This window comes from uncultured Bacteroides sp., from assembly GCF_905207245.1.
Lineage (GTDB): Bacteria > Bacteroidota > Bacteroidia > Bacteroidales > Bacteroidaceae > Bacteroides.
Genome location: NZ_CAJLKP010000024.1, coordinates 51,478 through 65,864, shown reverse-complemented (window position 1 = coordinate 65,864; position 14,387 = coordinate 51,478). Strand labels below are relative to the sequence as shown.

Annotated in this window: 13 protein-coding genes; 7 read left to right on the top strand and 6 right to left on the bottom strand. The window is 46.5% G+C overall.

The features are described 5' to 3' along the window. Positions 1–319: 319 nt before the first annotated feature. Complete coding sequence (locus tag QZ135_RS09750; protein WP_294608454.1) at positions 320–1,528, bottom strand: hypothetical protein; 1,209 nt, start codon at positions 1,526–1,528, stop codon at positions 320–322. After that, positions 1,525–2,841, bottom strand: coding sequence for a DUF4270 family protein (locus QZ135_RS09745; protein WP_294608453.1), 1,317 nt, complete (start codon positions 2,839–2,841; stop codon positions 1,525–1,527). The genes QZ135_RS09750 and QZ135_RS09745 overlap by 4 nt, the downstream gene beginning before the upstream one ends. Before the next feature lie 198 nt (positions 2,842–3,039). On the opposite strand from QZ135_RS09745, the gene QZ135_RS09740 reads away from it, so the two are divergent. After that, entirely contained in the window at positions 3,040–4,095 is a 1,056-nt protein-coding gene (locus QZ135_RS09740; RefSeq protein WP_294608451.1) for a kelch repeat-containing protein, read from the top strand. A 20-nt stretch (positions 4,096–4,115) separates the two neighbouring features. Continuing rightward, positions 4,116–4,457 carry a DUF4907 domain-containing protein gene (locus QZ135_RS09735; RefSeq protein WP_294608449.1) on the top strand — a complete coding sequence of 114 codons (342 nt, stop codon included), beginning with the start codon at positions 4,116–4,118 and terminating at the stop codon, positions 4,455–4,457. Here the strand turns inward: QZ135_RS09735 and QZ135_RS09730 are convergent. Next, positions 4,432–5,379: a hypothetical protein gene (locus tag QZ135_RS09730; protein WP_294608447.1), complete on the bottom strand. Its 948-nt coding sequence runs from the start codon at positions 5,377–5,379 to the stop codon at positions 4,432–4,434. The two genes, QZ135_RS09735 and QZ135_RS09730, sit on opposite strands and share 26 nt — an antisense overlap. Before the next feature lie 178 nt (positions 5,380–5,557). Between QZ135_RS09730 and QZ135_RS09725 the strand changes: the two genes are divergently transcribed. The 4 genes from QZ135_RS09725 to dacB all read left to right on the top strand — a co-directional run bounded on the left by QZ135_RS09725 (position 5,558) and on the right by dacB (position 9,337). Next, complete coding sequence (locus QZ135_RS09725; protein WP_294608445.1) at positions 5,558–5,977, top strand: hypothetical protein; 420 nt, start codon at positions 5,558–5,560, stop codon at positions 5,975–5,977. Between the two features lie 9 nt (positions 5,978–5,986). Further along, positions 5,987–7,345 carry a dihydrolipoyl dehydrogenase gene (lpdA, locus tag QZ135_RS09720; protein WP_294608443.1) on the top strand — a complete coding sequence of 453 codons (1,359 nt, stop codon included), beginning with the start codon at positions 5,987–5,989 and terminating at the stop codon, positions 7,343–7,345. A gap of 121 nt (positions 7,346–7,466) precedes the next feature. Beyond that, entirely contained in the window at positions 7,467–7,892 is a 426-nt protein-coding gene (locus QZ135_RS09715; RefSeq protein WP_294608440.1) for a DUF2007 domain-containing protein, read from the top strand. A gap of 23 nt (positions 7,893–7,915) precedes the next feature. Continuing rightward, positions 7,916–9,337 (top strand): D-alanyl-D-alanine carboxypeptidase/D-alanyl-D-alanine-endopeptidase, encoded by a 1,422-nt coding sequence (dacB, locus tag QZ135_RS09710; RefSeq protein WP_294608458.1) that lies wholly within the window; start codon positions 7,916–7,918, stop codon positions 9,335–9,337. 117 nt (positions 9,338–9,454) lie between these two features. On the opposite strand, the gene QZ135_RS09705 is transcribed toward dacB, so the two are convergent. After that, positions 9,455–10,951, bottom strand: coding sequence for an acetyl-CoA hydrolase/transferase family protein (locus QZ135_RS09705; RefSeq protein WP_294608438.1), 1,497 nt, complete (start codon positions 10,949–10,951; stop codon positions 9,455–9,457). Positions 10,952–11,033: 82 nt separating this feature from the next. Further along, positions 11,034–11,477: a hypothetical protein gene (locus QZ135_RS09700; RefSeq protein ID WP_294608436.1), complete on the bottom strand. Its 444-nt coding sequence runs from the start codon at positions 11,475–11,477 to the stop codon at positions 11,034–11,036. A gap of 325 nt (positions 11,478–11,802) precedes the next feature. Between QZ135_RS09700 and miaB the strand changes: the two genes are divergently transcribed. Then, a complete protein-coding gene (gene miaB / locus QZ135_RS09695; protein ID WP_294608435.1) occupies positions 11,803–13,170 on the top strand; it encodes a tRNA (N6-isopentenyl adenosine(37)-C2)-methylthiotransferase MiaB in 1,368 nt (455 codons plus the stop codon). A gap of 361 nt (positions 13,171–13,531) precedes the next feature. On the opposite strand, the gene QZ135_RS09690 is transcribed toward miaB, so the two are convergent. Next, a complete protein-coding gene (locus tag QZ135_RS09690) occupies positions 13,532–14,380 on the bottom strand; it encodes a helix-turn-helix domain-containing protein (RefSeq protein WP_294608433.1) in 849 nt (282 codons plus the stop codon). Positions 14,381–14,387 lie beyond the last annotated feature (7 nt).

The window sequence follows — 14,387 nt, the reverse complement described above, 5'->3', positions numbered from 1 at the left end:
TAACGGTCTTTACCTCGGTATGTAACGGCTTTTACCTCGGCATGTAAATGAAGTTACCATTTGGGGAAAATAGAATTTCCACGAAAGGAAACAACTATACGCTTATAAGATGAAGGAAGATAACTCATCACGGTGCAGAAAGGAATAAAGTTACGAGCTACGGGCTACAAGCTACAAGTAGCTGCGCTATGTTCCGAAAGGCACTTGTAGCTTGTAGCCTGTAGCTCGTAACTGATTCATATCCCTAATAAAAAGGAGTTAAACTTCGGCAGAAAAAACGATAGGAATGCCTGGGAAAAAGCTTAGGTGTTACCCCCTTCTATCTTAGCTTCGACTTTGCCAACCTTTCTCCGAACGTAATATTCAGATTCACACTAAAGCGGCTTTCCTGCATCAGACTGCTACGTGAGTTTACTTGTTTCCGCCACGTGGCCCCCAATGAAAGATAAGAATACCGGATGGGAAAGCTTGCCCCTGCGCTGACTTCCAGATAGTGCATTTTTCCATCTTTCAGATTAATATACGAATTGCTGAAACCCACTCCACCCATTAACTCCGTGGAGCGGGGCAGGCGTGGATTGGTGATGTAAATTCCTCCTATATTCAGCTTATGCTGGTTTTCGTACTTCATGGACTTATTGGACGATGTGTTGCGGCTCCAGTCCATATAATTGTAGTCGGCAGTCATCACCCAGCGCTCGGTAGTCATCGATATTCCGGTGCCGATGTGCATGGGCAGATACTGCTTCCGGCTATGATAATCCTTGTTGAGGCCTTCGCTGGTGGAAGAGTTGCTATAGGTCAGGTTGTTGTCATGGTTGATGGGTAGGGAAGGGGCGAATGTCAGTCCTGCCGCCCACGTCTGCTTGCCGGTGGCGAACTCATAATGTGCTCCGAAATCTACATGAAAGGCACGTTTGGAAGATTCATACTCCACGATGGCGCTTTCTTGCGTTTCGCTCTGAGTCACTGTCCCCAGTATCATACCCAGGTTTACACCTACGGACAACCGGTTAGTCAGTGCAAAGGCATTGGTGACGTAACAGCGATACAACCCTCCTGTTCCTTCAAATAAGGAATATGCATAGCTTCCGGGCATTCCTTCCACTGTCTCTTCGGTCTGGATGACGTAGCCCACGCTGCTGTAGGGTGAAGCACCCACTATGGCATACCAACGCGGCAGGACGCGGAAACCCATGCTGAAACGGTTGGGATTGCCCGTAGCACTGGAGCTATGCTCATTCTGGAAAGAATAACGGGCGTAAGAGGCTGATGCCCCGACGTCGAATGTGAAGCAGGTGCTATCCATCCGGGTGATAGCGGCAGGGTTCAGGGTATTCTGGAATCCGGTACGGTTCAGGGCGATGCCTATGTTGCCCATGCCGGCATAACGTCCGCCGTCGCTGGCGCTCAGTTCGCCCACTCCATACATGGAGGTGGGCAGGCTGGTGGTGTTCTGGGCTATGGCAGAGAGGCTTGCCGTGCACAGGCTGCACAGAACGAAGTAAATCCGATGGTGTCGTTTCATTGTTCGTTGTATATTTTAAATCTGATATCTAATCTGCATTGTCTCTCCTGTGAGGGGTCGTTGGTGAAGATTATCTGGTTGAAAGTAGTTGCCATTTCATTGTCCGGCAGACCCAGCAGTAACTTTTGCCGCCTTATGCCCCATGTGCCGAAGTTGTTGCGTATGAACTCGGTCACGTCAAAAGAATAATAGGTATCCCGCCAGAACATATCGTCCACGGTCAGGTTTCCGGTCTGCACCGTTACACCGTCACTGCCATACACGTAATCTTCCAGCACGTTGTTTTCGTCCGTGATGTAGAGGCGTATGTCTTCCGGCAGTTGATTTATCTTATTATAGCTTTGGCTCAGCGGGTAGAGATAGAGTGTGGCTTTTTCTATGGAGACAATATCTCCCGCATCCAGCAAGTTGTTCAGGTGCGGAAATTCTATCTGGTTGTAGAACCCCGTCAGTCCCTGCATGTAGGCTCGCATATTCATGTTGTTAGAGTGGATGAGATTTTCTATCCCGCTTGTCATTGTGGCGAGGGGAGTACCGGTGCGGTCGGTGCGGAGGCCGGTGTAGGCATAATCCTTGTTTACAGTGAAAGTAAGTTCCTTCTCTGTGCGCAGATTGGTGATTTCCTGGTAGTGCAGGGTGATGGTCATGGACGAGTCGTTCACCATGAATCCGGTGATGCACTCTCCACTGTTTTCGGCAATGAAAGCCAGACCGGGGAATTTCTCTTTGAACTTATCCTGAGTGTCGAAGTACTCTTCTTCATTGATAAGGTCGTTCAGCAGTTCTTTTCCCAACTCGTCGGGCAGACGTATTTCCAACTCTTTCTTTCTTCCGGGGCGCGGGCTGAAAGTGAAGCTGAACAGGGGAGTGCTTTCTGCGGGCAGGACGGTATTGTTATATAAGTCGTCGTCATCTTCCAGTATGATGGGCTGTTTCAGCCGGTAGACAGAGATGTGTTGTTGTGTCAGGGTGTCTCCCCAGAAGTGACCGGTATGTGTCATTCTCAGCACAAGTGAGTCGAAACTGTAACTGTAGTCTTCGTCGGGGGTGAAACTATTAGTGGAATACTCGGCATAGTAGGCAGCAGAGACTTCTCCCCATGAATCGTCTCTGTAGCGTCCCAGTTGGCAGATGGTGTCTCCCCTAGTTTCTATGGAGTCCATGAGGATGGTGCTGATGTCCACCGTGCAGGTATCTGCATATACATTGTAAAAGGAGCTGTCCACCAGGCTTTGTCCTAATTTCGAATTTTCGTCCTGACAGGCACAGACGGCAGTGAGCATTGCAATCAGGCTATACAATAATTTTTTCATCGTTGTTGTTTTTAGAGTTGCAAAGGAAAATGAATCTTCCATGTCTTCCTATTAAAATCGGTAATCGGGCAGGTTTTGTCGGTGAAGGTATTTACCGGAAATTTCATGCTGTTTGTCGGTTCTTTTTGTTGATGTATGACCTGTGGTCTACATTTGCTACCAAAATCATAGTAATCAAAAAATAAGTTTTAAGAAAAGATGAATCGACTATTATTTGGAATGATACTGTTGGCGGTTGGATACCTGGCCGGCAGTTGCACGGACGACGATGAATACACGCAGGGTGTATGGATGAGAAGGTCGGACCTGGACGGTGTTGCACGAGGATATGCCAGTAGTTTCACTATAGATAATAAAGGCTATCTGTGCTCCGGGCTCCGTGGAACGAACAAGACATACCTGAAAGACCTTTGGATGTATGACATGGATGGTGACTACTGGACACAATGCGCCGATATGCCCGATGCAGCACAGGGTCGCCACAGCGCTACTTCGTTTGCTCTGAATGGTAAAGGATACATCACTACCGGTGTTCAAAAGAATGAGTCCACCAATCTGGCAGACACGTGGGAGTATGACCCTGATACGGATACCTGGACACAGAAGGATGACTTCGGCGGCGGTGCACGCTATGGCGCACTGGCTTTTTCCATAGGAGGCTACGGATATGTGGGCACGGGATATAATGATAATTCCCTGAAAGATTTCTATCGTTTCAATCCTAATGCTCCAAGCGGGCAACAGTGGGAGATAGTGAACGGATTCGGTGGATATAAGCGTTACTACGCTACGGCTTTCGTTATAGACGACGTAGCTTATATCTGTTGTGGGCAGAACAATAGTACCTTGGTAGATGACTTGTGGAGATTTGATGGTACTAACTGGAAACAGTTGCGTGATATTGCCGATACGAATGATGACGAGGACTATGACGATGATTATGCCATTACGCGTTTGGGTGCTGTGTCTTTCGTCATAGACGGTAAGGGGTATCTTGCTTCCGGAAGCCGTAGCGGTGTGACCAGTGATTATTGGATATACGACCCCGACCAGGATTTATGGTTTGGTGATTCTGATGATGACTTTACGCCGATGACGAATGTGCATAATGTCAGTTCCGGGGCTTCGTCACGCGCTTATGCAGTTTCCTTCTCTACGGGCAGGCGTGGTTTTGTACTGACGGGTGCCTCGGGAACCAGCTATTTTGATGATGTTTATGAACTCTTGCCTTACGAACAGGAAGAGGTCGATTAGTGTTTTTGCATATTGTTTATATGAAGCTGATGTTTATTGTGAAGTTAGGTGTACTGTCCGTCGTGGCGGTATGCCTTTCTTGTTGCTCCGGTCGCAAGAGTGCCGGTAGCAGAGAGTTTGCCTGCCGTCCGGTGCAGGTGGTTGGTGGTTATGGGTATGTGGTGCTTCACCAGGAAGACACGCTGATTTATCAACCTTATATACCCGCCATTGGTAGGAGAGTACCTTTTGCATCAGAGGAAGATGCATTGAAGGTGGGTGGCTTGGTGTGTCGTAAGCTGATGGAGGGGCAACCTCCTACCGTGAGTCGGGAGGAGATTGTGGAAAAACTGCCGTTTATTCATCGCCTGTCAGGTCGGTGACTTCGTGACGTATCGGTGAACAGTCATAGGGGTATTCCTTCAACAGTTTTCCCCGGATGACTTTCTTTGTGTCGTTGCCCGACCTTGTCAAGGTCAGGGTGTAGCTCACCAGTAAGCGCTTGTAATAGATATCGGCACGATATGCATTTTTCTTTAGGGTTACCAAGTCTTTCTCAAAGCTTACTTCCCTTAGCTCGCTGTGGTAAATGCTTCTGCAGGTGAATAGCCTTTTTTCTTTTTCGAAGATAATCTTTCCATTTACGATGTCTTCCGGCATATCCACATAGCTCTTTTCTTCCTGGAAAAACCAATTCTGGAAAGGCTCCGAAGCATTACATTCGAAGTCATGTGTCACATAGGCATTGCTGTACGGATAGAGGGATATTTTTCTGGTTTCTTCCTCATCTGTAGATTTATCTATCCAGTTGATTCCCCAGGGTTTTGTTCCTATATCTTGTACTCCGTCGCCTTCTTCCAGATGATAGACGAGGGATTCTATCCGGTAGAAGTTGGTGCACTCCTTCTGCCGGACAACAATTCGTTCCGAATATAGTCCTTTGGAGGTGCTCAGGTTGATAATCATTCCGCGTTCCCTTCCTTCGAAGTTATCTTCTAATTGTATGGCCAGCGCGTCGGCTTTATCGCGAATAATATACCCCCAATGGAACCGTACAGTACCCATACCTTCCAGTTGTACAGGATAACCGTTTTCGTCCGACATGATGCCTCCGTCCGGATAAGTAACTGAAGCTACCTTCCAGTTGGTCCTGGTCATCGGGATTTCTATGGAGTTTTGGTCACCTTCTATGAGGACCTCTCCCGTAGAGGAGATGCGTTCATCGTTTTCGTTGTCGCAGGCTGTGCCGCCGAAAAGGATGATAGTGGAAAATAACAGCGTTTGAAGTGCGTTGGTTAGTTTCATGTATCTTTTGCTTCGTTCGTTTCCGAATAGTTTTTGTTTATTAGACGCAAGTTGTTTAGAATTGCTGCAAACAAAGGTATGTATTTTAGTGAGAAAGGCAAAGAAAGGGTAATTCTTTTGTGCAGATAAGGGAGGTTTTTATTAACTTGCAGGCAGTTTACAAATTAACCTTGTATTTATGGAAAAGATATTCAAATCAAAAGGGATGACTACTGTTGAGAAGTGGGGAATATTTGTTATTCTTGTTTTTATATGCGCTACATATCTCTTTGTTAAAGAGGTATCTACTTTTTGTGGGCTTATTGTGGCTATTCCCTTCATTGTGAGTAATTACAAGCGGAAATATATCGTTAAAGAAAATGGAGACCTTTGGGTGAAGACCCTATTTGGTGTAGCCCAAAGAGCAACAGGTGTGAACCGTATCCACTATAACCCGTCTGCCAAGGGATGGCAGTGGCGCACCCGCCAGATGGTGGTCAGGTATCAGAATGGGTTGAAGAAAGGCTTTTTCCCGATTACACCTGCCGACCCGGAAGGACTGATTGCTGCGCTTAAAGAAAAAAATCCCGGACTTGAATTGCAATATACCTATAAATAAATAGAAACTATGAAATACCAAGTTGCCATTATCGGTGGAGGTCCTGCGGGATACACTGCTGCCGAAGTTGCCGGAAAAGCCGGACTAAGTGTAGTATTGTTTGAAAAACAAAGTTTAGGTGGAGTTTGCCTCAATGAAGGCTGCATCCCTACCAAGACTTTATTGTATTCGGCAAAAACGTATGATGCCGCGCGTCATGCTTCCAAATATGCGGTCAATGTGTCCGAGGTTTCGTTTGATTTGCCTAAGATTATTGCCCGCAAACAGAAAGTAGTGCGTAAGCTGGTGCTGGGCGTAAAGGGTAAACTGACCGCTCACAGTGTGAATATCGTGCAGGGAGAGGCTACCATTATCGACAAGAATACCCTGCAATGTGGTGGCGAAACTTACGAATGTGAGAATCTGATTCTTTGCACCGGTTCGGAAACTTTCATCCCTCCTATTCCCGGAGTAGATACTGTGCCTTTTTGGACTCACCGCGATGCGCTGGACAATAAAGAACTTCCCGCATCCCTTGCCATCATCGGCGGTGGGGTTATCGGGATAGAGTTCGCATCTTTCTTCAACAGCCTGGGAGTGCGGGTTACTGTCATCGAGATGCTCGATGAAATCCTGGGAGGTATGGATAAGGAACTTTCCGCCCTGTTGCGTGCAGAGTATGCCAAGCGGGGAATTAAGTTTATGCTGAGCACGAAAGTGGTGTCTCTTGCCGAGACTTCTTCCGAAGGTGGACAACAGCAGGTACAGGTTAATTATGAGAATGCCGAAGGAGCCGGTGTCGTGCTTGCCGATAAACTATTGATGAGTGTAGGCCGTCGTCCGGTAACAAAAGGCTTCGGACTGGAAAACCTGGATTTGCGGAAGATGGAACGTGGAAATATTTGCGTGAACGAACGGATGCAGTCCTCCATCCCGGGGGTATACGTATGTGGCGATCTGACGGGCTTCTCCTTACTGGCCCATACCGCCGTGCGTGAGGCGGAAGTAGCCGTACATACCATTCTTGGAAAGGAAGATGCCATGAGTTATTGGGCTATTCCCGGTGTGGTGTATACCAACCCTGAGATAGCAGGAGTAGGGCAGACGGAGGAATCTTTGCAGATAAAAGGTATCAATTACCGCATAGTGAAGCTGCCTATGGCTTATTCCGGTCGTTTTGTGGCTGAGAATGAAGGTGTGAACGGGGTTTGCAAACTTCTGATATCGGATGATGAAACCATATTGGGCGCGCATGTATTGGGCAATCCGGCTTCCGAAATCATCACCTTGGCAGGTATGGCTATCGAACTGAAACTGACTACTACGGAATGGAAGAAAATCATCTTCCCTCATCCCACGGTTTCTGAAATCTTTAAAGAGGCGTTATAGATGTAGTTTACAAGGAAAGAAGTTAACGAGTTTACAAGGGGCTGCGCTGTATCTATGTTATATCCGCACGGTCTTATTTCCTTGTCCACTTCTTCTCTTATCAACTTAAATAATAGAAACGATGAAAACTGTAAAACTGATGACTTGCAATGATGCCGCCCAAGCGCATATCATTCAGGGAGCATTGGAGAATGAAGGCATCTCTTCCCTTCTTCATAACGAGAATATGTCTACATTGCTGCGAGGGTATATCAATAACATCGCAGGAGTAGATATTCTGGTTGACGAAGCGGACTATGAAGCTGCCATCCGGTTATTGGAACAGAATGAGATGATACCGGAACAATTAAAATACTGTCCTTTCTGTGGATCGTCCGATATCAAGTTCGTGTTGAAGAAAGAGCATCGCGTAAGGGCTGTCATGTCGGCCATTGCCTCTATGCTGGCGGCTGCTCCTCCGGGAAACAACCATTGGGAATACGTCTGCCGTGCATGTGGAGGCAAGTTTGAAAAGCCGGTTGCAAAAGCTCATCCGGCAGAAGTTTGAAAAGCATTCGTAATAAAATGAACATAAAGAAATATCTTTTGCCGCTTGCTCTTTCCCTCTTGTTTGTCCCTGCAACATTGTGGGGACAAAATGTGAATGTTAAGAGTCTCTCTGCCCGTCTGGATACCCTGATTAAGTATAAACTTCCCGCCGGATCCAATGTCGGCATATCCATATACGACCTGACTGAGGGAAAGTCCTTATACATCTATCAGTCGGATAAACTCTCCCGTCCGGCTTCTACCATGAAGCTGCTGACTACCATAACCGCCCTTGCCCGTCCCGAGGCGGATGAACCTTTCAAGACAGAAGTGTGGTACCAGGGGGTGATTGAACAGGATACGTTGAAGGGAGACCTGTACGTTGTCGGTGGTTATGACCCTGAGTTTGATGATGAGGCTTTGGATTCGCTGGTAAATACGGTGAGCCGTTTTCCTTTTTCTGTGATAGCGGGCAATGTATATGGCGATGTCTCTATGAAGGACTCTATTTACTGGGGCAGTGGCTGGGCATGGGATGATACTCCGGCTTCCTACCAGCCCTATCTTTCGCCGTTAATGCTGAATAAAGGTTTGGTTACTATAACTGCTTCTCCGGGTGTAAAAGGTGATGCGGCAAATATAGAATGTATTCCTGTTTCTTCTTATTATACCATAACGAATGAAACGAAATCCCGTACTCCTTCTGCCGGACGCTTCGGCGTTTCCCGCGATTGGTTGCAGAATGGCAACAATGTAGTTATTAAAGGAAATGTGGAAAGTAAGCGCACCGGTACGGTGAATATCTATTCTTCACAGGACTTTTTTATGCATACATTTCTTGAACGTCTGCAAGCGAAAGGTGTCCAATGCCCTGCGGAGTATGCTTTTAATGAATTGCAGAGGGATAGCCTTTCTGTGCAAATGGCCTCATTTGAAACTTCCGTTCAGGACGTGGTCAACCAGATTATGAAAGAAAGTGATAATCTGAATGCTGAGGCTTTGCTTTGCCGTTTGGGTGCACAAGCCACCGGTAAGAAGCGTATTTCTGATGAAGACGGACTTGGCGCTATCCGTAAACAGATAAAGGCTTTGGGGGAAGATGCGGATTACTATAAACTGGCTGACGGCTGCGGACTCTCCAACTATAACTATATCTCTCCCGATTTGCTGGTTTCCTTCCTCAGGTTTGCCTATTCGCGCACGGATGTTTTTCAAAAGTTGTATAAGGCTTTGCCCATTGGTGGCGTGGATGGAACATTGAAGTACCGGATGCAACGCGGAACTCTTTCTCATAAAAACGTACATGCCAAGACAGGCTCTTTTACAGCAATTAATTGTCTGGCAGGTTATTTGCGGACAACAAACGGGCATGAGGTTGCTTTTGCCATTATGAATCAGAATGTACTTTCAGGAGCTAAGGCACGTGCCTTTCAGGATGCCGTGTGTGATGAAGTGATTAAGTGACGAGCTACAAGCTACGAGCTACGAGTGGTTGCGCTGTAATATTGCAAACCTCTCGTAGCTCGTTTCTTATAGCTCGTACTAATCTATACTTGTAGCTCGTAGCTTGTCACTCGTAGCTTACTTATACTGTGCCCAGTCTATATTCTTCATATCCCCGCTCTTCGCCAGTTCGGCATGCATTCCTAATGCAGCACGGAGGGCGTGTGGAGTTTGAGACTTACCATCAGTCATTTTCAGGTAATCCAACAAGAGATTCTTATAGTCGGGATGTGCACAGTTTTCGATGATGGCTTGTGCACGTTCTTTCGGACTCTTGCCGCGCAGGTCGGCAACACCTTGTTCAGTGATGATGATGTTAACGTCATGCTCACTATGGTCTGCGTGTGACACCATCGGAACGATAGCACTGATTTTGCCTTCTTTGGCAACGGACGGACACGTAAAGATGGAAATATAAGCATTACGCGTGAAGTCGCCCGAACCGCCGATACCATTCATCATTCTTGTACCGCTGATGTGGGTAGAGTTCACGTTTCCGTAAAGGTCTGCCTCAATAGCCGTATTAATAGAGATGACACCTAAGCGGCGAACGATTTCCGGATTGTTGGAGATTTCCGACGGGCGGAGTACTAATTTATCACGGAAGAAATCCATATCGTCATAAATACCTTGCAGACAGTCGTTCGTAACAGTCAGTGAGCAGGCGCTACCAAACTTCACACGACCGTCGCGAATCAATCCGATGACGGAGTTCTGAATAACTTCCGTGTACATTTCGAATGCCGGAATGGTCTTGTCACGTCCCAGTGCACCGAGCACAGCGTTGGCAATATTGCCTACACCCGATTGCAGAGGCAGGAAGGTTGACGGAATAATACCACGTTTCATATCAGCAGCCAGGAAGTCGGCTACGTTCTGACCAATCTTGTCGGTCAACGGGTCAGCATCGGCAAAACCACGTGCTTCATCCGGCCAGTTTGTTTCTACCACGCCTACAATCTTCTTCGGGTCCACCTGGATATAAGGCTGACCAATGCGGTCACTCGGCTTGTAGATTGGGATTTCGCGACGGTAAGGCGGGTCGAGTGGTTCGTATACGTCATGCAGTCCCATGGCATTCTTGCTGTGGGCAGCATTCAGTTCCACAATGATTTGGTCGGCAAGGCGGCAAACGGTAGGAGCGATGCCACCGGCTGCGGTCAGATAAATCTTGCCGTCGGGAGTCACTTCGCAAGCTTCAATAATGGCAACATTCACTTTGCCCATGAAACCATAACGAACTTCCTGTGCCATCTGAGACAAGTGGATGTCGTTATAAGCGATTTCTCCGCTGTTCACTGCTTTACGGAAATCGGAATTGGTGGTGTAAGGAGCACGGTAGCGGATAGCTTTGACGCGTGAAAGTACACCGTCGCAAGAGTCACCCGTAGAGGCACCGGTGAAGATACCTACCTGAAAAGGGTTTCCTTTTGCATGTTCCGCTTCTGCTATTTTTGCTAATTCAGCCGTAACGGCTTTGGCTGTTCCTGCGGGAGTAAATCCGCTCAAGCCGATGTTGTAGCCATGTTTAATCAGGCTTGCAGCTTCCGCTGCCGAGATGTAATTGAATGCCATAATGTATTTAGTTATTTTTCCTGTGTATCAGTTCATAAGTTACTGAAGATGTAACTCTTGTTTTTTAATTTTCAATTCTCAATTAATATTTCCGTTGTAGTATTTCCGACCAAATAATGGCTTTTCGTGCTTCTTCTGCCGAATGAATGGAGTATTCGGAATCGGTTGCGGGATTTTGGGGAGTGGATGGAGGGGGAGAAATTTTTTGTTTCGGAGGGGCGGCGGCATGCTGGGGATGTATATCCTCAGAGTCTTTTCCGAAAATATGCTTTGAAGCCGAGAATTGATATTCTTTCTTTGTGATGGGTGCCGGTTCAGGTTCCAATTCAGGTCCTTCGGGAATATAACCGCCATAAGTTTTTCCCCAACCTTGCGGTATGGGCATTGCAGTGTCGTCCATATCCTCTTCCGGTATAGGCATAGCGGGGCTGTTGTCAGCATTCTTTTTTGCTTCTTTCTTGAATTGCTTGACAATTCCGATAACGATTATACCTGCGATTAACAGAAACTGTAATATGCCATCCATGCTCATTTAAGTTTTTCACCGCCAAAGGTAACTAAATTATCTGAATTACAGCCAATTTTTAGGCATGAAAAAAGGGCAGCTTCACAGCTCCCCTTATTTTTTTAACCTAAACCTTAACTATGAAAAAATCTAATGTTTCTTTCATTACGCAAATTTGTGAAATAATTCCAACTATGCCAAATATCTCTCTTGAAAATGTTTACTCTCTTAACATTAATTATCAGAAAAGCTTCAAATTCTAACTATTGGGTGTTATTTTTCTCCCATTTCGTCTGTAAATTAGTGCCGAAGGCGTATCTTTGCAACCGAAATAAAAAAAGAAATTATGGAAAATGTAACGGGAGCAGACTTTAAATCTGCAACTGCTGATGACAACAAGAAGTTGTTCATCGAAACTTATGGCTGCCAGATGAACGTGGCAGACAGTGAAGTAATTGCCTCTGTGATGCAGATGGCTGGATATTCTGTGGCGGACACGCTGGAGGAAGCTGACGCGGTGTTTATGAATACCTGTTCTATCCGCGACAATGCCGAGCAGAAAATTCTGAATCGTTTGGAATTTTTCCACTCACTCAAGAAGAAGAAACGCAATCTGATTGTAGGTGTGCTGGGATGTATGGCCGAGCGCGTAAAGGATGACCTGATTACCAATCACCATGTTGACTTGGTAGTGGGACCTGATGCTTATCTCACTCTTCCTGATTTGGTTGCTGCCGTTGAGGCGGGCGAAAAAGCCATCAATGTGGAGCTTTCCACAACGGAGACTTACCGGGATGTCATTCCTTCCCGTATCTGTGGCAATCATATCTCCGGATTCGTATCCATCATGCGTGGGTGTAATAACTTCTGCACATACTGCATCGTTCCTTATACTCGTGGGCGGGAGCGTAGTCGTGATGTGGAAAGCATCCTGAATGAAGTGTCTGACTTGGTGGCAAAAGGTTATAAGGAGATCACACTTTTGGGGCAGAACGTCAATTCCTATCGTTTTGAGAAACCGGACGGTGAAGTGGTAACTTTTCCTATGTTGCTCCGCACGGTAGCTGAAGCTGCACCGGGTGTACGTGTCCGTTTCACCACTTCGCACCCCAAGGATATGAGCGATGAAACGCTGGAAGTGATTGCACAGGTTCCCAATGTGTGCAAGCATATCCATCTGCCGGTGCAGAGCGGGAGTTCGCGTATCCTGAAACTGATGAACCGCAAATATACCCGCGAATGGTACTTGGAACGCGTAGATGCTATTCACCGTATCGTGCCCGATTGTGGTTTATCTACAGATATTTTCTCCGGTTTCCATTCCGAAACGGAAGAAGACCATCAACTTTCCCTTTCCCTGATGGAGGAGTGTGGTTATGACTCCGCTTTCATGTTTAAATATTCCGAGCGTCCGGGTACGTATGCTTCCAAGCATCTGCCGGACGATGTACCCGAAGAGGTGAAGATACGTCGGTTGAATGAAATTATTGCTTTGCAGAATCGCCTTTCTGCGGAATCAAATGCCCGTTGCATCGGCAAGGTGTATGAGGTGCTGGTGGAAGGTGTTTCCAAACGTTCCCGTGAACAGTTGGTGGGACGCACGGAACAGAATCGCGTGGTGGTATTCGACCGCGGTGCACACCGTGTGGGCGATTTTGTAATGGTAAAGATTACCGAGGCGAGTTCTGCTACATTGAAGGGGGAGGAAGTTTGATTCACTCGCTTCGCGCGCGTATACACAGAATTTATGATATACTTTTACCTACACGCTTGCACTCATGCTCTGTATTGCCTTGCTCATCGGTGATAGCGCAGTGGTGGCAGTAAATTGAGGCAGCGTGTAGGTAAATTTACCTACACTTTCTTTGTGGCATGTATGTTGTTGATTCTCTTTTTTGTTAACCCTTGTATTTGTGTAAACCAATCGTTTTTGTATCTTTTCATTTTTGGGCTTTTTTCTCAAAAAGATGCCCAATTGCCTACTTTTCGTTAGATGATATTCCATTTTATATTCAAGTGGCATGATAGCCTTTTGGTATGATTTCGATAAAGCTTAGTACAAACTTGATAAAACCTCACCTGTTTTGTTCGCGATAGCGCCGGGGAGTCTGCCCGCAGATGTCAAGAAAGGTTTTGTTGAAACGGCTGATTGAATTGAATCCGCATTCAAAAGCTATCTGTGTTATACTCATATTTGTCAGAATAAGTTTGCGTTTGACGTGCCCTATCCGTTCTTCTGCTATGTAACGGCTCAATGTACAGCCAAAAGCCTTCTTGAAAATGGCATTGGCGTAATCGGGGTGAAGCCCTATGGCCCGGCCAATATCGGAAATCTTTATTGGGCGGTTATAGTTGTGGGCAATATAGATCACAATTCTTTCCAAAATCGACGCGTCGGCAGGGTTAAGTATGGCAGTGAACTTGGTTCCGGATACGGACATGTTTTTTGTTAACCGTAATATTCGGGCTTGAATCTCAAGGCTTACCGCCTCTTGGTTTTGCTTGCCTGCCATATCAGAAACCCACCTCTCAAACATTGGCTTGTCAAGCTCGCATTCTGACTCAACGGTCTCAACTACCACTTCTCCTCCGAGAATTCTATCGACGATGGTTGAAGGTAACCTCCAGCTTAAGAAGAGGTTAAACGGTATGGTGACTACAAAATAGGGTGCGTCAGATTCACTTTTAATGATCTTGTGGGGTATAAGCCCCCAAAACAGCGTAATTTTGCGAGGTGGAACCGTCACTTTTCCTGTAGGGAAAAAATAGGTAATGCCCCCTTCGGGAATATAGTTCAGCTCAATCTCGTTATGACGGTCGATTTTCGGCATAAGCTGCGGACGCCAGGTTTCACACGTCAGGCCGTAGGGCTTAAACTCGCCACGCTTTTCATCGAAAGTCTTCAATTTCTCGGAATCTGACATGTTTTTA

What these genes read in the sequence shown, in the direction of transcription:
- QZ135_RS09750 (WP_294608454.1), bottom strand. Translation starts at nt 1,528, where the DNA reads ATGAAACGACACCATCGGATTTACTTCGTTCTGTGCAGCCTGTGCACG.
- QZ135_RS09715 (WP_294608440.1), top strand. Translation starts at nt 7,467, where the DNA reads ATGAAAACTGTAAAACTGATGACTTGCAATGATGCCGCCCAAGCGCAT.
- QZ135_RS09740 (WP_294608451.1), top strand. Translation starts at nt 3,040, where the DNA reads ATGAATCGACTATTATTTGGAATGATACTGTTGGCGGTTGGATACCTG.
- QZ135_RS09705 (WP_294608438.1), bottom strand. Translation starts at nt 10,951, where the DNA reads ATGGCATTCAATTACATCTCGGCAGCGGAAGCTGCAAGCCTGATTAAA.
- lpdA (WP_294608443.1), top strand. Translation starts at nt 5,987, where the DNA reads ATGAAATACCAAGTTGCCATTATCGGTGGAGGTCCTGCGGGATACACT.
- QZ135_RS09735 (WP_294608449.1), top strand. Translation starts at nt 4,116, where the DNA reads ATGAAGCTGATGTTTATTGTGAAGTTAGGTGTACTGTCCGTCGTGGCG.
- QZ135_RS09725 (WP_294608445.1), top strand. Translation starts at nt 5,558, where the DNA reads ATGGAAAAGATATTCAAATCAAAAGGGATGACTACTGTTGAGAAGTGG.
- QZ135_RS09690 (WP_294608433.1), bottom strand. Translation starts at nt 14,380, where the DNA reads ATGTCAGATTCCGAGAAATTGAAGACTTTCGATGAAAAGCGTGGCGAG.
- QZ135_RS09745 (WP_294608453.1), bottom strand. Translation starts at nt 2,841, where the DNA reads ATGAAAAAATTATTGTATAGCCTGATTGCAATGCTCACTGCCGTCTGT.
- QZ135_RS09700 (WP_294608436.1), bottom strand. Translation starts at nt 11,477, where the DNA reads ATGGATGGCATATTACAGTTTCTGTTAATCGCAGGTATAATCGTTATC.
- miaB (WP_294608435.1), top strand. Translation starts at nt 11,803, where the DNA reads ATGGAAAATGTAACGGGAGCAGACTTTAAATCTGCAACTGCTGATGAC.
- QZ135_RS09730 (WP_294608447.1), bottom strand. Translation starts at nt 5,379, where the DNA reads ATGAAACTAACCAACGCACTTCAAACGCTGTTATTTTCCACTATCATC.